General features: G+C 58.9%; 22 protein-coding genes. 11 read left to right on the top strand and 11 right to left on the bottom strand.

The window, feature by feature from the left end:
- The first annotated feature begins 174 nt into the window (after positions 1-174).
- The 8 genes from GS605_RS02665 to GS605_RS02630 all read left to right on the top strand — a co-directional run bounded on the left by GS605_RS02665 (position 175) and on the right by GS605_RS02630 (position 7,748).
- A complete protein-coding gene (locus tag GS605_RS02665; protein ID WP_171722978.1) occupies positions 175-1,473 on the top strand; it encodes an SPOR domain-containing protein in 1,299 nt (432 codons plus the stop codon).
- A 16-nt stretch (positions 1,474-1,489) separates the two neighbouring features.
- Positions 1,490-2,656 (top strand): D-alanyl-D-alanine carboxypeptidase family protein, encoded by a 1,167-nt coding sequence (locus GS605_RS02660; RefSeq protein ID WP_171722977.1) that lies wholly within the window; start codon positions 1,490-1,492, stop codon positions 2,654-2,656.
- Entirely contained in the window at positions 2,653-3,279 is a 627-nt protein-coding gene (gene tmk, locus GS605_RS02655) for a dTMP kinase (RefSeq protein ID WP_171722976.1), read from the top strand. The genes GS605_RS02660 and tmk overlap by 4 nt, the downstream gene beginning before the upstream one ends.
- Positions 3,280-3,282: 3 nt before the next feature.
- Positions 3,283-4,404 carry a DNA polymerase III subunit delta' gene (locus GS605_RS02650; protein ID WP_171722975.1) on the top strand — a complete coding sequence of 374 codons (1,122 nt, stop codon included), beginning with the start codon at positions 3,283-3,285 and terminating at the stop codon, positions 4,402-4,404.
- On the top strand, positions 4,401-5,207 hold the full coding sequence (locus tag GS605_RS02645) for a TatD family hydrolase (protein WP_171722974.1): 807 nt from the start codon (positions 4,401-4,403) through the stop codon (positions 5,205-5,207). Before GS605_RS02650 ends, GS605_RS02645 begins: the two co-directional genes overlap by 4 nt.
- Entirely contained in the window at positions 5,204-6,001 is a 798-nt protein-coding gene (locus GS605_RS02640; protein WP_171722973.1) for an MBL fold metallo-hydrolase, read from the top strand. Before GS605_RS02645 ends, GS605_RS02640 begins: the two co-directional genes overlap by 4 nt.
- A gap of 54 nt (positions 6,002-6,055) precedes the next feature.
- Positions 6,056-6,988: an AEC family transporter gene (locus GS605_RS02635; RefSeq protein WP_171722972.1), complete on the top strand. Its 933-nt coding sequence runs from the start codon at positions 6,056-6,058 to the stop codon at positions 6,986-6,988.
- Positions 6,989-7,049: 61 nt separating this feature from the next.
- Complete coding sequence (locus GS605_RS02630) at positions 7,050-7,748, top strand: CbiX/SirB N-terminal domain-containing protein (RefSeq protein WP_171722971.1); 699 nt, start codon at positions 7,050-7,052, stop codon at positions 7,746-7,748.
- 37 nt (positions 7,749-7,785) lie between these two features.
- Here GS605_RS02630 and GS605_RS02625 read toward each other — a convergent pair whose 3' ends face one another.
- From GS605_RS02625 to GS605_RS02605, 5 genes are all read right to left on the bottom strand, one after another.
- Positions 7,786-8,778, bottom strand: a complete 993-nt coding sequence (locus GS605_RS02625) for a GGDEF domain-containing protein (protein WP_171722970.1) — start codon at positions 8,776-8,778, stop codon at positions 7,786-7,788.
- A complete protein-coding gene (locus tag GS605_RS02620) occupies positions 8,775-9,362 on the bottom strand; it encodes a heme NO-binding domain-containing protein (protein WP_171722969.1) in 588 nt (195 codons plus the stop codon). The genes GS605_RS02625 and GS605_RS02620 overlap by 4 nt, the downstream gene beginning before the upstream one ends.
- Positions 9,363-9,480: 118 nt before the next feature.
- Positions 9,481-11,040, bottom strand: a complete 1,560-nt coding sequence (locus GS605_RS02615; RefSeq protein ID WP_171722968.1) for a trimethylamine methyltransferase family protein — start codon at positions 11,038-11,040, stop codon at positions 9,481-9,483.
- A gap of 118 nt (positions 11,041-11,158) precedes the next feature.
- Positions 11,159-11,851: an HAD family hydrolase gene (locus GS605_RS02610; RefSeq protein ID WP_171722967.1), complete on the bottom strand. Its 693-nt coding sequence runs from the start codon at positions 11,849-11,851 to the stop codon at positions 11,159-11,161.
- Between the two features lie 24 nt (positions 11,852-11,875).
- The gene (locus GS605_RS02605; RefSeq protein ID WP_171631188.1) at positions 11,876-12,160 is read right to left on the bottom strand and encodes a DUF3572 domain-containing protein; all 285 of its coding nucleotides are present in this window, start codon (positions 12,158-12,160) and stop codon (positions 11,876-11,878) included.
- Positions 12,161-12,248: 88 nt separating this feature from the next.
- Between GS605_RS02605 and GS605_RS02600 the strand changes: the two genes are divergently transcribed.
- Positions 12,249-13,649: a diguanylate cyclase gene (locus GS605_RS02600; protein WP_171631186.1), complete on the top strand. Its 1,401-nt coding sequence runs from the start codon at positions 12,249-12,251 to the stop codon at positions 13,647-13,649.
- A 5-nt stretch (positions 13,650-13,654) separates the two neighbouring features.
- Here the strand turns inward: GS605_RS02600 and GS605_RS02595 are convergent, their stop codons facing one another.
- From GS605_RS02595 to GS605_RS02580, 4 genes are read right to left on the bottom strand one after another with little or no spacing between them, the layout of a single operon-like run.
- Positions 13,655-14,128 (bottom strand): periplasmic heavy metal sensor, encoded by a 474-nt coding sequence (locus tag GS605_RS02595; RefSeq protein WP_171722966.1) that lies wholly within the window; start codon positions 14,126-14,128, stop codon positions 13,655-13,657.
- Entirely contained in the window at positions 14,125-14,478 is a 354-nt protein-coding gene (locus GS605_RS02590; RefSeq protein ID WP_171631181.1) for a hypothetical protein, read from the bottom strand. The genes GS605_RS02595 and GS605_RS02590 overlap by 4 nt, the downstream gene beginning before the upstream one ends.
- Positions 14,468-15,085 (bottom strand): RNA polymerase sigma factor, encoded by a 618-nt coding sequence (locus tag GS605_RS02585; protein WP_152458569.1) that lies wholly within the window; start codon positions 15,083-15,085, stop codon positions 14,468-14,470. Before GS605_RS02585 ends, GS605_RS02590 begins: the two co-directional genes overlap by 11 nt.
- Positions 15,086-15,091: 6 nt before the next feature.
- Complete coding sequence (locus GS605_RS02580) at positions 15,092-15,562, bottom strand: EF-hand domain-containing protein (RefSeq protein WP_171722965.1); 471 nt, start codon at positions 15,560-15,562, stop codon at positions 15,092-15,094.
- Positions 15,563-15,781: 219 nt separating this feature from the next.
- Here GS605_RS02580 and GS605_RS02575 point away from each other — a divergent pair, with 219 nt between their 5' ends.
- Entirely contained in the window at positions 15,782-16,180 is a 399-nt protein-coding gene (locus tag GS605_RS02575; protein ID WP_171115058.1) for a DUF983 domain-containing protein, read from the top strand.
- Positions 16,181-16,205: 25 nt separating this feature from the next.
- Positions 16,206-16,907 (top strand): NUDIX hydrolase, encoded by a 702-nt coding sequence (locus GS605_RS02570; protein WP_171723629.1) that lies wholly within the window; start codon positions 16,206-16,208, stop codon positions 16,905-16,907.
- Between the two features lie 10 nt (positions 16,908-16,917).
- On the opposite strand, the gene GS605_RS02565 is transcribed toward GS605_RS02570, so the two are convergent.
- Both GS605_RS02565 and GS605_RS02560 read right to left on the bottom strand, forming a co-directional pair.
- The gene (locus GS605_RS02565) at positions 16,918-18,585 is read right to left on the bottom strand and encodes a ribonuclease J (RefSeq protein ID WP_171631175.1); all 1,668 of its coding nucleotides are present in this window, start codon (positions 18,583-18,585) and stop codon (positions 16,918-16,920) included.
- Entirely contained in the window at positions 18,582-19,361 is a 780-nt protein-coding gene (locus GS605_RS02560) for a type III pantothenate kinase (RefSeq protein ID WP_171631173.1), read from the bottom strand. The genes GS605_RS02565 and GS605_RS02560 overlap by 4 nt, the downstream gene beginning before the upstream one ends.
- Between the last annotated feature and the right edge of the window lie 8 nt (positions 19,362-19,369).

The raw sequence follows: 19,369 nt of genomic DNA, 5'->3' as shown, positions 1-19,369 counted from the left end.
GACCAGAGGCAAGTCGAAATCGGGAAATCTTGCCGAAGCCTGTGCAGCGGTCTTTCCATGACACTTCAGCCACGTTATGATCCGCAGGAAAGACCGCAACAGGCTGGCATCCAGAACCAGCAGACCGGCAGTGGGGTTCGGAAAACGAAACCCCTTCAGGCAAGGGAAAAGCAGATGAAGCGAGCGATCGAGACACGCCCGGGGCCTAAACGGCTGGCGTATCTGGCGTTGACTTTGACGATACTGGCCGGATGCGAAGAGGTTTTGTCAACTTCTGACTCGGCTGAAAAACCGGAAGACAATTCGGGCAAGACGGAACTCCTGCCCGAGGTGGCCACCGGCTCTCAGCGTGATATCGAGGCCCCTGAGGTTTTTCAGACAACCGAAGCAGGGCTTTGGGATGGCCGGCCTTCTCTTGGCGGGATATGGGTTGCGCACCCGGATGCGTCCCAACCTGAACGTGTCGTGATCAAAAACACGTCCAACAACAAATCGGTGACCGGCGCCCTGTTCCGGCGCGAGCGCAACCTGCCCGGGCCTGCGCTTCAGGTCTCGTCCGCTGCCGCGAAAGAGCTGGGAATGCTTGCGGGTGCGCCGACAAAAGTCAGTGTCGTCGCACTGCGCCGGGAAAAGCTGGAAGAACCGTCGTCGGAAGATGCGCCAGAAGCAGAAGAATCGGCCGCCGAAACCACGGCTGCGGTTGCTGATGGAGCTTCCGACACGCAAGCGTCCGCAGAGCCGGAAAAACCGGTCAAACGGAAGTGGTGGCAGAAAAAGGAACCAGCCGCCGCCGCGGCTGGTACGACTGCGGTTGCAGCCGGTGCAGCCAGTTCATCCGATGAAACGGCTGAGGACGTCGAGCCCGCAAGCGAAGATGCCGAGACGCCTACATCAGCCGACGATCAGGTCGAAGCACCTGCCGATAAACCCGCCAAGCGGAAATGGTGGCAGAAGAAAGCCCCCACAGCTGCGGCTGCGGGAACTGCCGTGGCCGCGGCAGATACAGCGACCGACAGCGCAGACGTAGCCGCCGAAGCCGCTGCGGCCGTGGCGTCGCCCTCTTTGTCGGATGCACCGGTCACACCCCCTGCCGAAAAACCTGCCAAGCGGAAATGGTGGCAAAAGAAAGACCCTGCCGCGATCACCGAAACACCGCTGGACCCGGTAGAAGGGGCCGCAGCAGCAATAGATGCGTCAGACGCCACGCCTGTTGCAGCAGCCACAACGTCGGCGACATCTTTGAGTAAGCCGTATGTTCAGATTGGAACCTTCAGCGTTGAGGCAAACGCCAAGTCAGCAGCCCAAAAGGCGCGTCGCAACGGAATGCCTACGGTTGTTCGGGAACTGAAAACAGCGAATAGTACAGTGTGGCGCGTGCTGGTAGGCCCCGCCGCAACAAGGGCCGAGCGCAAAGCCTTTCAAAAGGACGTGAAAGACCTTGGCTTCAAAGATGCGTTCACGGTAACCGACTAATTCAGGGAGGCTTAACATGCTGTCCTCAATACGAACATCTGTTCTGGCTCTTGGGCTTGCCGTTCTGGCGATACCGGCCCAGGCTTTTGATACATCCGCCCGCGCGGCTTACGTGATCGACCAAACCACCGGTACCGTGCTGCTGTCGAAAGAAGCCGACCAACCGTTGCCGCCTGCGTCGATGTCCAAGCTCATGACGCTTTATGTTGCGTTCGAAGCATTGCGGGACGGGCGCTTGACGCTGGACGAAACTCTGCCTGTTTCGGAACACGCGATGAGCTATGGCGGCTCGACGATGTTCCTGAATACGCAGGATCGCGTACGTGTCGAAGATCTGCTGCGCGGCATTATCGTTTTGTCGGGCAATGACGCCTGCGTCGTCATTGCCGAAGCGCTCAGCCCGGATGGCACCGAAGCAGGGTTTGCGCGATACATGACCCAGCGGGCCAAGCAGATGGGCATGAACAATTCGAACTTCGCAAATTCAAACGGCTGGCCCGCCGCCGGGCATATGATGTCAGTTCATGATCTGGCCGTTCTTGCAGACCGGCTGATCACTGACTTTCCGGAATACTATCCCCTTTTCGCCGAAGAAGTTTTCGAATTCGATGGCCGCGCGCCCTCGAACGCCCGCAACCGCAACCCGTTGCTGCGGCTGGATATCGGCGCAGATGGCCTGAAAACCGGCCACACGCAAGAAGCGGGCTATGGCCTTGTCGGGTCCGCCAAACAAGGCGACAGGCGTGTGATCTTTGTGCTGACGGGTCTCGACAGCACCGGCCAACGGGCAGAGGAGGCTGAGGCCGTGGTTAACTGGTCGTTTCGAAATTTTGTCGAGAGGACAGTTGCCACCGCGGAAACGCCGATAGCCGAAGCCAAACTGTGGATGGGCGAGAAAAAGACCGTGGGCCTTGTTCCCGAAGGTGATCTGAATGTGCTGTTCCCGGTTCTGGGCACTCAGAATGTCGAGGCCGAAGTGGTCTATGACGGCCCGATCAACGCGCCCGTCAAAAAAGGTCAGCAGCTGGCCGAACTGGTTATCAAGCCCGAAGGGCTGCCGGAAATCCGGCGCCCGCTGGTGGCAGCCGAAGATGTTGCGATTGGCGGGTTTGTGGTGCGCATGCTGACCGTCGGCGGTATCGTATTGAAAGACGTGATCAACAACCCGCTGGAGTCGATGTGACGAAAGCGGGGTTATTTCTGACCTTCGAAGGCATTGACGGTTCAGGCAAGTCAACACAGGCACGGATGCTGGCGGAACATCTGCGCGCGCGGGGTCACGAGGTGGTACTGACGCGCGAACCCGGCGGTTCCGCGGGGGCCGAGGAAATTCGCAGTTTGGTTTTGGAGGGCGACCCGGATCGCTGGTCGGCCGAGACCGAGATTCTGCTGTTCACAGCAGCCCGCCGCGACCATTTGGAGCGTACAATCGAGCCGGCTCTGGCGGCAGGGAAGGTTGTGATCTGCGACCGCTTTGCTGACAGCACACGTATGTATCAGGGCTTGTCCCGGGGTGACCTGCGAAATCTGGTGGATCAGTTGCACAGCCTGATGATCGGGCGCGAACCGGACATGACGCTGCTGATCGACATGGACCCCGAAACGGGCCTGGCACGCGCCAAGGGGCGACAAGGCACCGAAGAACGTTTCGAGGACTTTGGCCCGGATTTACAAAAGAAGATGCGTGCCGGTTTTCTGGCGCTGGCCGATGAGTTCCCCGACAGGTTTCACATCGTGGATGGCAACAGGGACATGGACAGCGTTGCGCAGGATGTGACAGAAATCGTCCAGGCAGCACTGCGGTAGACGATGAACGACGATATCCCTTCTCCGGATCAGGTGCAGGGCGCACCACATCCGCGCGAAACAGTTCGGCTTTTTGGCCAGGACGCGGCTGAACAGGCATTCCTGACCGCCTACACCTCGGACCGTTTGCATCACGGTTGGCTGCTGACTGGGCCACGCGGTGTCGGCAAGGCGACCCTCGCCTGGCGAATTGCAAGGTTTCTGCTTTCCACTCCGCCGACCGAGGATGGCGGGTTGTTCGGCGCGCCGCCTCCGCCCGAGACGCTCGATATCGATCCCGATCACCCGGTGGCCCATCGCATTCAGGCCGGGGCGGAACCGGGTTTGGCGGCAATAACCCGGTCACTGAACGATCAGGGACGGCTGCGCGGTGAGATCGTCGTGGATGACATCCGCAAGCTTGGAAAGTTTTTTGGCCTGTCCTCTGCGGACGGCGGCCGCCGCGTCGTGATCGTGGATTCAGCAGACGAAATGAACGTCAGCGCCGCCAACGCGTTGCTGAAAATGCTGGAAGAGCCGCCTGCCCGCACCACCCTTTTGCTGGTATCGCATCAACCCTCGCGCCTGTTGCCAACCATCCGTTCACGCTGTCGCACGCTGCGCCTCGGCCCGCTGAACGCGCAAGACATGCAAGCCGCCCTGTCACAAACGGAAACCGAAATTCCCGCGCAAACAGAACACCTTGCCGCGCTTGCAGCGGGTTCAGTCGGAGACGCCGTGCGTTTGATCAATCTGGGTGGTCTGGACATCTATGCCGAACTGATCGCCATTCTGGGAACCCTGCCCCGCATGGACCGCCAGCGCGCGCTGGCCCTGGCCGAAGCGGCAGCACAGCGTGGTGCGGCGGACCGGTTCGAACTTTTGCTTACCCTGATCGACATCGCTCTGTCACGGCTGGCACTGACCGGGGCAACGGGCACGCCCCCGCTGCCTGAAGCCGCCCCCAACGAGGGTGAAACACTGGCGCGTCTGTCAGCATCGCCAAATCAAGCCCGTCGCTGGGCCGAGGTCGCCGCAACGATCACAGCCCGAGCGCGACATGGTCAGGCAGTCAACCTTGACCCTGCCGCTCTGGTCCTAGATACGGTGTTCAAGATACAGGAAACTGCCGGTCAGAACAGATGAGCGACACCCCCCAGATTACCGACAGCCATTGCCATCTGGACTTCCCGGATTTCGAAGGCCAGTTGGACGACATCATCGCGCGTGCTGCCCAGGCTGGCGTGACCCGGATGGTGACGATCTGCACCAAACTGCGCAACGAACCCGCCGTCCGTGCGATTGCCGAAGCCCACGCGCCGGTCTTCTATGCCGCCGGCACACATCCGATGAGCGCCGCGGACGAGCCATTGGCCTCGGTCGATGATCTGGTCGCCCTGACACGGCATCCCAAATTCGTCGGTATCGGTGAAACCGGCTTGGACTACCACTATACCGCCGACAGTGCCGAAGTGCAGAAACAGTCACTGCGCATCCATATCGAAGCGGCCCAGCGCACCGGGCTGCCCCTGATCATTCACGCCCGCGCAGCTGATGAAGATATGGCCCGCATTCTGGCCGACGAATATCGCAACGCACCCTATTCCTGCGTCATGCACTGCTTCTCATCGTCTGCTCAATTGGCCAAGGCCGCGCTGGAGCTGGGGTTTTATCTGTCCATGTCCGGCATCGCAGCCTTTCCCAAAAGCCAGGAGTTGCGCGATATCTTCGCAAACGCCCCGGTGGACCGCATTCTGGTGGAAACTGACGCGCCCTATCTGGCCCCGCCACCCTATCGCGGCAAACGAAACGAGCCGGCCTATACTTTGCACACGGCCCAAAAGGGGGCTGAAATCTTTGGCATGGACTATGCCGCCTTTGCTGACCAGACACAGGCGAACTTCGACCGGCTGTTTACCAAAGCGGCATCAGACAAGGCCGCCGCATGACCGGCTTCCGATTTACAATTCTGGGCTGCGGGTCCTCTGGCGGCGTGCCGCGGCTGGGCGGTCAGTGGGGCGATTGTGACCCTGCGAACCCCAAGAACATCCGGCGCCGCTGTTCGATGCTGGTCGAACGCGACGGGCCAGATGGGACAACCTCGGTTCTGATCGACACAACGCCAGATATGCGCAGCCAGTTGCTGGATACAGGTACAGGGCGGTTGGACGGGGTCGTCTATACGCACTCTCACGCAGACCATGTGCATGGAATCGATGACTTGCGCATGATCGTGTTCAACATGAAAACCCGCGTTCCCGTTTGGGCGGATGGCGACACCCAGAACGCCTTGTTGGGGCGGTTTGGATACGCGTTCATTCAGCCGGAAGGCTCCCCTTATCCTCCGATACTCGAGCTCAAGTCTATCGACGGTCCATTTGAAATCGACGGCCCCGGCGGCCCGATTCCATTGCGTCCTTTCAAAGTGAATCACGGTTCGATCGATTCCCTTGGATTCCGCATAGGGCAACTCGCCTATCTTCCGGATGTCGCCGAGATCTACGACGACGCCTGGCCCGAAATGAAAGGGCTGGACTGCCTTGTCATCGATGCCCTGCGCCGCTCGCCTCATCCAACGCATGCGCATCTGGAAAAGACGCTTGGGTGGATCGAAGAACTCCAACCGAAGCGCGCGGTTCTGACCAACATGCATATCGATCTCGACTACGCGACCGTCGACGCCGAAACCCCCGACCACATCACCCCCGCCTTCGACGGGATGGTGATTCATCAGGCACAGTAGGCCGCTGCCCGTCGCCCGCATGATATCGCAGCAGGCCCGTCGCACGGGGGCCACATGCTGCAAAGCCTGATCGACGTCATTCTTCCGGTTTTCCTTGTGATCGGGGCCGGGTATACGGCAACCCGCACGGGATACTTCAAAGAAACGCATGTCGATGGGCTGATGAAGTTCACCCAAGGCTTTGCGATTCCCTGCCTTTTGTTCCTTGCCATCGCACATCTGGACCTCAGCGCCAGTTTCGACCCCCGGCTATTGGCCAGTTTCTATTCCGCTGCCGCCCTGTGTTTCACAGCAGGTCTGTTCGGCGCACGCATCATTTTCGGGCGCGATTGGGAAGATTGCGTTGCCATCGGGTTTTGTTGCCTGTTCTCAAACTCTGTCCTGTTGGGTTTGCCGATAACCGAACGCGCATACGGGCCCGAGAACCTGACCGGCAACTACGCGATCATCGCCTTCCATTCTCCGTTTTGTTACGGCGTCGGGATCACGGTGATGGAGGTCGTGCGAAATCGCGGTCACGGTGGCGTGCGCATGGCACGGTCTGTTTTGTCCGCAATGTTCAAGAACGCGCTGATCCTTGGTATCGCCCTTGGGTTTCTGGTCAACCTGTCCGGCCTGGCAATCCCTGCGGTGGTCGACGAAGCGCTGGGGTTGATCACCCGTGCTGCCCTGCCCGGGGCGTTGTTTGCCTTGGGCGGTGTGCTGGTCAAATACAAGCCCGAGGGCGACCTGCGCACCATTGGTTATGTTTGCTGTATCTCTTTGATGCTGCATCCCAGCCTGGTGTGGGTGTTCGGCAAATCCACGGGCCTGCCGCAGGATCTGTTTCGGTCGGGGGTTTTGAATGCCGCCATGGCTCCGGGTTTCAACGCCTATATCTTCGCCAACATGTATGGTCGCGCAAAACGGGTCGCAGCGTCGGCGGTACTTATCGGAACGGCCTCGTCCATTCTGACCGTCTGGCTATGGCTGACACTTTTGGGCTAACTGAGGTGTTGACTTCAGGTTGATGTGAAACACCTATCGCGCAACGCTGCAGGAGATCCGCATGTCACATGCCATAATTGTCGCTCATGGCCAACCGTCAGACCCGGAACCGGCCGAAGCTGCACTTGCGGCATTCGCCGCCAAGGTCAACGCGCTTACCGGGCATATAGCAGTGGATTCGGTCACCCTGGCAGCGCCGGGTGCGTTGGAGTCGAAGCTTGACCGCGCGCCCGAAAACTCGGTCATCTATCCACTTTTCATGGCAAAAGGGTGGTTTGTCACCAGCGCTCTACCCAAACGGCTTGGGCACCATCCGGCACGGATTTTGGACCCGCTTGGAATTGACCCGGACCTGCCGGCCCTGACCGCAGAGGCCCTGCGATCGGAATTGTCCGACAAACACTGGGCTGCTCGGTCCACCGATCTGGTCATTGCCGCGCATGGTTCCGGGCGCAGCCGGAACCCGTCGACCGTGGCGTTGCAGTTTGCGAAACAGCTTGCGGGACTGGTGGCGTTCAAATCCGTTCGCGTCGGTTTCGTCGAAGAGCCACCTTCCATATCTGACGCTGCAAACGGTACCGAAGATCAGGCGCTGTGCCTTCCGTTCTTTGCTTGTGCCGGAGGGCATGTGCAGGAAGACGTCCCGCAAGAGCTGGATCGCGCGGGGTTTTCAGGCGTGGTCCTGCCGGTGGTGGGAGAGTTGCCTCCGATCCGGCAACAGATTGCGAAAAATATAAATGCGGCATTCGATTCAGCCTGAAGCCCCGATACGTGCCCATCGTGTTTTCTGAACGAATTCAGGTTTGCGCCTTGCTCAACGCTGAATACATGCGATGGCAAGACCGGCCGTCGCGCTTGGCCTGATAAAGGGCCAAGTCTGCTGCGTGAAGAATGTCGGCGGCGTTGGGGCAGTCGAACTGCGTGGACAAGGCAGTGCCAATACTGGCCGAGATCGAACAACTCTGATTCTGAAACGTCATCGGTTCATTCAACCTTGATATCAGACGCCCAGCAATGCAGGCCAGAGTATCTTCCCGAGTCAGATCCTTGAAAACAATGACGAATTCATCCCCGCCGACCCGGGCCACAGTGTCGTTGCTTCGTGTCTCCTGTTGCATGATGCGGGCGGCCTGCTGCAAGACGAAATCACCCGCGGCATGGCCCAGCTTGTCATTTACAGATTTGAAAAAATCCAGATCCAGATGCATGAGCGCGAAGGTGGAATTTCCCGAAATCAAATGCTCGAGCAAGTGATCCATCGCCCTGCGGTTCTTCAGTCCGGTCAATGTGTCGGTAAAGGCCTGCTCTTCGGCTGCAAGCATCGCACCCTGCAGCCGAAGGTTGAGAGAGCGGGATGCCTCCATCGCGGCGGATTTGGCTTCGACCAGATACAATAGCTCAATCGCCAGATCCGTGCCCGAGAAATCAGCACTTGTCAGCGCATAGTCCCGCACCGCATCCAAAATCGAGATACCAAATGACAGATTGATGACCGCACCACCGGAATGCGGCAAAGGAGCGACCAGACCCTTGAGGGTTGTGCGGGGTTCATCATGAAACCTCAGATGCAGCTTCGCCCCGGCCATTGACATCAGGGCGGGAATGGTCGTGATAGTTCTGGGGCGGATCAGTTCAAACACATCCAGAAATCCCTGCCCCACCAGCGGCAGTTCAGGTCGCAACTTTTGCAGGGTCGGACCTGCTTGCTGAATATGCCCGTTTTGGTCCACCAACAGGAACATCGGGCAAAGCGTTTCCAGCAGTCCTGCCAGTTCTTGGGTATCTGTCATCCGTTCCGAGCCCCCAGATCAAAATGCCGCCCCTCGGCAAAAGCGCTTTCAACCAACATGATGGAAATGACATCACTGCCTTGCTGCTGCCCCTCGTGTGACAGCATCACCAGCGCACCATAGTCATCCGCCATTGCGCGCAGGACCCCAACCATGACATTGGAATACCCCGGCAGGCCCGGAGAGCAACTCAGCTGAAATTCCGTGGCTGACAGCTCTCTCAGCTCCAAGGCCGGCAGAGTCAAATCAGACACGGCCAGCCGCACGCGGTCCGCCAGATCGTCGAGCGAGTGAAGAAATTCCACGTAGCTGACGCCGCCGAACCTGAGAAGGCGGCGCAGCCCTTCCATATTCGGATGAGACACGAGATACGTTCCCAGGTCCTCAAAGACTTCGGCTTGCGGCCGATCGAGGTCTGCGCTCAGCGCCTCCATTACCTTGGACGTCATGTCATCGTCATAGACGAGCATGGCTTCAAACTCGACAAACCCCAGCCGTGAGGCGTCGGTCACGCGCAACCAGCAGGATCGCCCGTAGGTCGCACAGACAAAGGACTGTATCGCCCGATTGATCAGACCATGCATCAGATGCCCCAGTTTGGTGTCCTGTGCACTGTGGCCGGAAAAACCTTAACAAATAGCCAAAATCCACCCTGAGTTGTAGCGAATTCAACCGAGTATCAGCTCGAGACCACCTGTCCGATCAAAAATCCGTGGGCGCGCCGCCTTCCGCTTTGCGGCGTTCGACAAAAGCGGCCAGTTCCTCGCGAATGCCTTCATCGATCGGGGGGGCGTCAAAGCTCGAGATAATCTCCTTGAACATGTGATGCGCGCGTTCTGCCGTCCAGATGCCGCCGGCGACCTCCCATCCTTCATAGTTTTTCCAATCACTCAGGAAGGGTTGATAGAAGGCCGTGGTATAGCGATCCTGCGTATGCTGAATGCCAAAGAAATGACCGTCATTGCCGACTGCCCGGATCGCATCCAATGCAATCTCGTCCGGCCCTGTGGCGGTCAACTCGGGGTTCATATAGCGTTGAATTTGCTGTAGGATTTCGCAATCCATGATAAACTTTTCCGGGCTGGCGATCAGACCGCCCTCAAGCCAACCGGCTGCGTGGTAGACCATATTGGTGCCCGATTGCACGGCGGCCCAAAGCGAGTTCGAAGTCTCCCACACAGACTGCCCGTCCGGCACATTTGCCGCACAAACACCCGAAGACCGCATGGGCAAACCATAGAACCGCGCCATCTGGCCGGTCATCTGGGTCGAACGCATGTATTCCGGTGTTCCAAAGGCGGGCGCGCCGGATTTCATATCCACATTCGACGTGAATGTACCGATCACACAGGGAATACCGGGGCGCACGTATTGGAACAGCGCAATGGCGCACAGCGCCTCGGCCAAGGATTGCGCCACGGCGCCTGCCATGGTTACGGGGGCCATCGCACCCGCCAGCGTAAAGGGCGTGACAACAATCGCTTGACCGCGCCGCGCCAGGCGCAGACACCCGTCGATCATCGGGTGATCGTGTTTCAGCGGCGAGGTAGAGTTGATATTGGTATACATGCGCGGCGCGGCCTCGAACTCCTCATGGCTCAACCCTCCTGCGATGCGCACCATTTCCATGACATCTTCGACGCGTTCCTTGCCCAGTGAATAGGCGTGCATGGCCTTGTCGGTCAGGGTCAGCTTGTCGTACAGCACATCCAGATGGCGAACGCTGGCGTGGATATCGACCGGCTCGACCGGGTATCCGCCCGCGAAATGGATGCAGTTGAAGTATTGCGTCAGCTTCAGAAGGTTCCGACACATCTCGCGATTGCCCGGTACTTTTTTCCCGATCTCCATGTCCCAGTAATTCGGCGGGGAAGAGACGTTGCCGAACAGGATGTTCTTCCCGCCGATTTCGATCTTGCGATCCGGATTGCGAGGGGTGATCGAAAACCGGCTGGGAGCCTTGGCGATCATCTCCATGACAAAGTCCCGCCCCATGCGGACATTGTCGCCGTTGATGGTGCAACCGGCTTCGCGCAGGATGCCTATTGCCTCTTCGTTGTAAAACTCGATCCCGATCTCTTCGAGGATGCGCATCGCCCCTTCATGGATCGCTTCGATGCCGGCCTGATCCAAAGGTTCTGTGGGTCGATCGATGTTGACCGGCGGATCCCAGGGCATCTGGTCAATCGCTGCACTGCCCCTGCGCGCAGCCGCCCCTGCGCGCCCTCCTCCGCGGCGCTTGCGTGTTTTAGTCTCGGCCATCGGTGCCTCCTGTTCTTGCTTTCGTCAAGCAAGCCCCGAAGGGACGCCTATGGCCGCTCCGTATGCGACAGAATATGTCGGTTTTTCATTCCGTTTTGTCGAATCCCGGATTTGAAAATCAGATTTTGGCCAACCATTCGGGAATATGACCGATATCCGGCAAAATCACATCCGCCATCGGAGCCAAAGCATCGGCCTCGGCCAAACCGGTCAAAACACCGATCGTGGTCATCCCCGCCGCGCGCCCGGCCTGCAAGTCATGAAGACTGTCACCCACCATCGCGATACGAGATGGCTCGACCCCGATATGGGCGGCAAAGGCCAGCAACTGGCCCGGTCCCGGCTTGAACCCGTGACCACTGTCATACCCGGCAACGAAATCGAAATGCCCCCTTACCCCGACAGATTCGAGATGCTGCAAAGCGGGATGTTCACTGTCATTCGTCGCAACGCCCAGCTTGATACCGGAATTTTGCAGACCTTCCAGGAACGGAACCAATGGAACAGCGGGCACCTGCGGGGCCGAGGCGGCCTCGGAGTTCATCAAATCGATGATCTCATGTAAGGTCACGCCATCGACATGGGCAATCAGAACCTCCGCGATTTCCTCGACCGTGGCGGCGATTACAATGCTGTCTTCGGTATATCTCCCTTGCTCGAAATCATATCCGATGACACGGCCAAGCTCGGTGGCGCGATCTTCGTCCCCGTTGGACAGGCGCAACAGCATGGAGCGCCCGAACCCTCCCCACGTATTTGCAAAGTCAAACAGCGTGCCATCTTTGTCAAAGATGATCGCATCTATCGGCATCCGGTGCTCCTGCGGAAAATATGGCTATGTCCAGTGTATCTCAGCGCCGCCAGACAATACCGCCCTTGCCTGGGCGGGAAGATCATAGGCAAGTGAATTGGCATCACAAAACGCCATGACCCACGAATCGTCAAGCACCAGAAAATCAAGAACCGACGCCAGAAACTCGGGATCGCTTGCCCGATCGCGGACATCCTCGATCGATGCGCCCGTAGAGCCCAGAAAAACAGGCAAAAGCTCGTCATTGCTGACCAGCCAGGCCAGGGCCGTCAGCGCAAGAGTTTGGGCGGAATCAGAGGATATCGGCATAAACTTGGGTCAGATCCGGTCTTGGAAAGGGTTTGTTAACCAGAGTCATAAACACTTTGTTCACGCATGCAATCAACGGTGAACAACTATGTCTGTGCAGGGAACCATCCTTGTCCTCGACGGGGTATCGACCAATCGCATCATGCTGAAGGTACAGCTGACGGCGGCCTGGTATCACGTGGTGCAGGGCGAAAAGCTTGAAGGGTTGCCCGCGCTCGTGCGGCGTACGCAACCGGATCTGGTTCTGACGGCTCAGACGTTGCCGGATGGAACGGCTGCGGATGTGAAGAAGGCGATTGTGAAGGAACCCGGCCTTGACGACGTTCCGGTCGTGGCGATTGCCGCGCAAAATGACCGGGACGCCCGGCTGCGGGCGTTAAAGGACGGGCTGGATGATGTTCTGACGCACCCGTTCAAAGACACCTTATTATTGGCGCGCATTCGCAGCCTTTTGCGTGCTCGTGCGGCCACTCAGGATTTGCAGGTCAGCAACGGATCGCAATCGATTGGCTTCGCAGAGCCGGTCCAACCCATAATCAGACCGTCCAAAGCGGCGCGGGTTGATATCCTGACCCACACGGCCCGAAACGGCACGCTTTGGCAAAAGGCTCTGGAAGATCAACGTCAATTTGATTTGAACTGGCATCTTCAGTCGAACCTGCGGGGTGTTTTGTCCGGCTCTGTTCCCGATGCGATCGTGGTTGAACTGGGCTCGAACCCGGCCGGCCTGAATATCCTTGCCGACCTGAGATCACGCGGCGTGACCCGGCACACGGTTTTGATCGGGGTGCTGAAAGACGAAGACGCCGGACAGGCTTCGGAAGCTCTGGACCGAGGGGCTGATGCTGTCTGTCTGGGCGGGTTCTGCGCACAGGAGATCCTGCTGCGGCTTGAAAACCAGATTGCCCGCAAAGCGCGACTGGATCAGATGCGGGTCTCTCTCAAAAGAGGCATCGCGGAATCCTGGATCGACCCGTTGACCGGGCTGCACAATCGCCGCTACGCCATGCGCGCGCTGGATCAAATCGCGCGCCAATCCGCCAGAACGGGGCGCAGTTTTGCGATCATGCTGGCCGATCTGGATCACTTCAAGGCAATCAATGATGGCCATGGCCATGCAAGCGGCGATTACGTTTTGACGCAAGCGGCGGAACGTATGCAACATGCCTTGGGATCCCGTGGATTTGTCGCCCGCATCGGGGGGGAAGAGTTCATGATCGGCGTGCCCGATGTATCGCCCAAACAGGCGTTGAACCTGGCCGAAACCGTTTGTGACAGCATCTGTCAGTCCCCGTTCCTGTTACCGGACCATGGGGCACAAGTTGATGTGACGGTCAGTATCGGGTTGAAGTTGTCTCAGGTCGGTTTCGCCCGGCAAGACTATGCGGCTGAAAGCGTGGAAAACCTGATCAAATCCGCGGATAAAGCGCTGTATGCTGCGAAGAAGGCAGGGCGCAATCAGGTGAGTATCAGGCAAAGTGCGGCCTGATCTGTTCAGTCTCTTTTCTTGTGCCCATGCGGCCCGCGTTTGACGACTTCCTGCAATCGGTCTGCATAAGCCTGCCGTTCATCATTGCTCATGGCGGTCACACGTGCCAGCCATTGCGTTTGCAAGGCCTGCTGCAAATCGGCGGTGGCCTGTGCTTGTTGTTGCAACAGAACCTGAACGGCGACCGGGTCGAAGGGCGTTGCGCGCAAAGCCTGACTGAGCGCTTCAAAATCCTGAGTACGACCCTTTGATCCTTTTTTGTGCAGGCCCGTCAGCTCGCCCCGCATCGCCTTTCGATCATCCTTGGGCAGGGCCCGGTACAACGCGGGGCCGAAGCCGGGCGGTGATTTGGCATGATCCCCACCTTTGAGGCGCAATACGGTGCCCACAGCGACACCGACAACCAGAAGGTTCAGCGCCAGTGACAGGGCCAGGACGACAGGCACCCACCTGCGTTTGGGCTTGGGATCAGCGTTCATTCCGTGCTCTCCAGAAAACTCGAGTCAAATCCAAGGTCGGCCACGAGGAAGGATGTCTCCTCTGACGTCAACAGGCTGGCCGGGTCCGGCAGAAAGGCCGGTGCGGAAAACCCGATCCAGACCCCGGCAGCGCTTGCGGCGACAAGCCCGCCAAGGCCCTGCCATCCTCCTACATTGCTTATCAACCTGTTCCATATCGAAGGCATCGGCTGCGGTGCAGGCGCAAGACGACCGAGGCGAACAGTTTCAGCATCCGTCTGGATGCGCACGGCAAGATCGTCCGGCAGTGCCGGTCGCTGCCGCTGTGCCTGTGCAAACAAATGATCAAGTTCCAGGTCTTCATCCGCCATTGTCATACCCCAGTTCTTCGCGTCGTCCGGCCAAGATCGCGGTCAGGCTGCGCTTGCCTCTTGCGGTCAGGCTTTCAACTGCTTCTACCGAAATGCCCATTATCCCGGCAATCTCGGGGTTGGGCAGCTCTTCAATATGGCGCAGCACGACCGCTTGTCGCTGCCGCTCGGGCAGCTCGGCCAAAGCCGACTGCAAGGCATCCTTGCGCGCCTCGTCCTGCATGCGGTCAACAACGCTGGCCTTGCCATCTTCGGGTTCGGGAACGTCCGACAACCTGTCGGGTGTCTTCTTGCGCCTGATGTCCACGCACAGGTTCAGCGTCACCCGATACAGCCAGGTCGATACCTTGGCCTGACCCGAAACCCAATTCGGCGCCATCTGCCACAACCGCATCATCGCATCCTGCGTCACGTCTTCCGCCTCGGCCCGATTGCCCAACATGCGCAAAGCAACCGAGTAACAGCGTGGCCCCAAACGATCGGTCAGGATCCGTGCCGCCCCCGCCTCACCATCAGCGAATTGCCTCAGCAACGCATCGTCGCTGAGTGTGTTCGCGGCGCAATCCGCGCCGCGAACATCTTGTGGGTGGGAGGTCAGATCCTCCATCCTGCATCAGTTATCGCTTGTATCCGATTTTTGATGCTTTTTCTTATGGTGCCGTCCCATCCGATCTTTGGCATCGGCAAATTCCTGTTCCGAGATTCCGCCACTGTTGTCCGCATCCATCCGATCAAACATCTTGTCAGCCCGGCGCGGTTTCGGCAACTCATCCTGGCTGAGGAAGCCATCTTTGTTCGCGTCGTTGTTTTCGAACATCCTGGCAACCCGATCACTGGCTTTCTTCTGGGCGGCAGCCTGCATTTCTTCCTGGCTCAGCTTTCCATCCCCATTTATGTCCGCCTCGGTGAAACGAGCGGTTCGGTGCGCCTCCATCTCTTGTTGCGTCACCTGACCATCCCCATCGGCGTCCAATTCCTGAAAGGACACCGGCTCGCGGCCACCCGAGCCAGCGGCCAAAACAGAAGTACCGGTAATCGCAACCGCCGACATGACAATGGCCGAGATGAATGTAACGTTTTTCATTTCCGTTTCCTTTTGTTGACGCGGCCCGAGTGCCGCCGCTCATACCCATTCAAACGGGCCGCGCCAGGAATTCCGTCGCTGAATTCGATATTATTTTTGAAAGGTTCGGGACCGCCCCAAGACGAGGTGCCGGGCAGACGTTGCAAAGCGACGCACCCCCCTTTTAAATTTCCACGATCAGGCCCATTATCCGCAAAAGATTACTGCGCGAGTTACATTATGACGGATCAGACGATCGAGACGACCTCTGAAGATGAGCGTGAGACATGGCCAGCCCTGGTCAAGGGGTTTCGCTGCAAATGCCCCAACTGCGGGGAAGGCAAGCTGTTGCACAGCTATCTCAAGGTCAATGACTCCTGCTCGAACTGCGGGCAGGAGTTGTTTCACCATCGCGCAGATGATGGGCCCGCCTACCTGACAATCCTGCTGGTCGGCCACCTGCTGGCGCCTGCTCTGCACGTGTCGTACGTGCATTGGCGGCCCGATCCGTGGACGATGGCCATCGGCTTTTCCGTCGCCTGCGTCGCCCTGTCCCTTTACCTGTTGCCACGCCTGAAAGGTGCAGTGGTGGCGTATCAGTGGGCACGCCGCATGCATGGCTTTGGAAAAACCGCGTGACCCGACCCAGTTGACCAGTTTGGACATGACACCCGACAAAACCGCCATCCGGAACGCAGCGACGGTTATAGTGCTGCGGGACAGATGGACAAACCCCTCGATCCTTATGGGGCAGCGCGGGTCCAAAGCGGCCTTCATGCCGAACAAGTTCGTCTTTCCCGGTGGCGCGGTTGATCCGGCTGACGCGGATGTTCCATTGGCAACGGATTTGCCGGATCTGTGCTTTGAACGTTTGGGCGAACAGGCCGAGCCGGGGATTCAACACGCCCTCGCCGCGGCCGCCATACGCGAGCTTTGGGAAGAAACCGGTCTTGTTCTCGGCCAGCCGGGCACATGGCCCGGTCAGGTACCTGACGATTGGCAGAGCTTTGCCGCGTTGGGTTACCTGCCAACTGCGGCTGCGCTTCAGTTCGTCTTTCGCGCGGTAACTCCACCGGGCCGTCCCCGCCGGTTCGATGCGCGGTTCTTTCTGGTCGACGCCGACGCTCTGCAAGGTGATGTGGATGATTTCAGTCACGCCTCGGATGAGCTGTCGCACCTGCAATGGGTGCCACTGGATCGGGCACGGGATCTGGATCTGCCGTTTATCACCGAGGTCGTTCTGGCGGAAATAGCGGCCCGGGTTACGTCCCCCGAGCCGCCATCGTCAGTTCCATTCTACAAAAACAACGAAGAAGCCAACCTGTTCCTGCGTCTCAGGGGCTATCCGATGCCAACCCACGACTGACGGATCGGTTTCACCGCATCCGGCTGACCACCACCGTCACTTCGGGCTTTTTGCCAATTTCCGCTTTGGCTGTCTGCCGCACGATGCGGCGCATTTCATCTTCCAGCTTGTCGTCATCGCGCAGGGTCTTGGCAGCGGCCCGCATCAGGAACTGGTTCAGATCCTCTTCCAGCACTTCGACCAACGCGGCACGGGACGTGCCGGTTTCGGGCAGCCCCATGGTATCGCACCACGGCTCGCCCAGCGGTTCGTCTTCTTCGTCCAGAACCACCGTCACTGTAACATGGCCGTTCAAAGCCATGCGGATACGGTCCCGCACCACGCCGTCAAGGGCACCAATCTTCACGGTGCCGTCCAGATATGTGCGACCGGTTTCAACATAATCGACGACCACAGGCGCATTGCCGCTGAGATCCAGCATGGTGCCGTTCACCGCCAGCACTCCGGTTCTGCCGCCCTGCTCTGCCAGTTTGACATGCTCGCGCAGGTGCCGGTGTTCGCCGTGCATCGGGATCACGAATTGCGGATCAGTCAGTGCGTGCACTTTCTCGAGGTCCGGCCGGTTCGCATGGCCCGAGACATGATAAAGGCCCGAACTGTCATCAACGACATCCACGCCCTTTTCGCTGAGCTGGTTCATGATGAAGATCACGCCCCGTTCGTTCCCGGGAATGGTTTTCGAGGAAAACAGGAACAGATCGCCTTCGGCCAGCTCCAGACCACGGTACTTGCCACGGGCCAGTTGGGCGCTTGCGGCCCGTCGTTCCCCCTGGCTGCCGGTCACGATCAGCATCAGGTTCTGGCGCGGAAGGTCCAGAGCCTCTTCGGCGCTGATCACCTTTGGAAAATCCGCAAGAATACCGGTTTCGGTCGCGGCTTCGATCATCCGACGCATCGCGCGCCCCAGCAGAACGACGGAACGCCCGGCCCGCGCACCTGCTTCGGCCAGCGTTTTGACCCGCGCGACGTTTGACGCAAAGGTGGTCGCCACGACCATACCTTCCGCGCCTTCGACCAGCTTGACAATCTCGGGGCCAACTTCGGATTCTGAACGCCCCGGATGAGTCGAAAACACATTCGTACTGTCACAGACCAGCGCCTTGATGCCGGGCTTGGCAACCTCGGCCCACAGGTCAGGGTCAAAGGCCTCTCCGACGACGGGTGCAGCATCCAGCTTGAAGTCGCCCGAATGCACGACACGCCCTGCGGGTGTGTCGATGACCAGTGCGGCACTTTCGGGAATCGAGTGCGAAACAGGAAGGAAGCCAACCGTGAACGGCCCGACGGACACCTGTTCAGGCCAGGCGGAAACAGTCGTGACCGCCTCGGTCGGGTGCGCGTGTTCTTCCATCTTGCGGCGCGCGATATTGGCCGTGAAGGCGCGCGCATAGACCGGCGCGCCCAAAGCTTCATAACAATGGGCCACGGCACCGACGTGGTCTTCATGGGCGTGCGTGATGAAAACACCATCCAGCCGGTCGGCACGCTCTTTCAGCCAAAAGATATCGGCATGGATAAGGTCAACGCCCGGCGTTGTGTCCATATCAGGAAAAGTGACGCCCAGATCCACAAGGATCAGGCGTTCCTTTCCCGGTTCACCGTAGCCGTACACATAGGCGTTCATACCAATTTCGCCCGCGCCACCCAGCGGCAGGTAGATCAATCTTTCACTGCTCATACGGAGCCATTATCCTTGTTGTAGCGATGGATCACGGTCAGGCCGTGCATCGTCAGATCATCTTCGATTGCGTCGAACCCCACGTCGGCCTGATCGAACAAGGGGGCCAGCCCTCCGGTTCCAACGACTTTCATCGGCATTCCATACTCGGCCTTGATCCGGGCGATCAGCCCCTCGATCAAACCGGAATATCCCCAATACACGCCCGATTGAATACAACCAACCGTATTTGTACCGATCACCTTCTCGGGACGCGTGATGTCGATATGCGGCAGTGCGGCTGCGCCCTGATGCAAAGCCTCAAGGCTGAGGTTCACACCCGGAGCGATAACGCCCCCCACATAGGCACCGTCCGCGGCGACAACGTCGAAATTTGTTGCGGTACCAAAGTCCACGACAACCACATTGCCACCATGGCGGTCAAAAGCGCCCACGGCATTGGCCAGTCGATCCGGGCCGGGCACCGTGCCTTCATCCACACGCGGAGGGACAGGCAACAGGCAATCGGGCTTGCCCACAACCAATGGTCTGCAACCAAAAAAGCGATCGGCAAAGATGCGCAGGTTGAACACGACACGTGGCACGGTCGAGGCAATGATGACATCCGAGATATTCGCCTCGATCCCATAATGTTTCACCAGCGTCGAATACCAGGTGAAATACGCGTCTGCCGTGCGCGCATGGTGGGTCGAGGTGCGCAGGGTGCACAGAAATTCTTCACCGTCCCAGATCGAGAAGACGGTATTGGTATTGCCGCAATCGATGGCAAGAAGCATTCGCGCCC

It is taken from the genome of Ruegeria sp. HKCCD7559 (genome assembly GCF_013110575.1).
GTDB lineage: Bacteria > Pseudomonadota > Alphaproteobacteria > Rhodobacterales > Rhodobacteraceae > Ruegeria.
The sequence above is the reverse complement of the archived record's forward strand: the minus strand, read 5'-3'. Positions and strand labels throughout refer to the sequence as shown.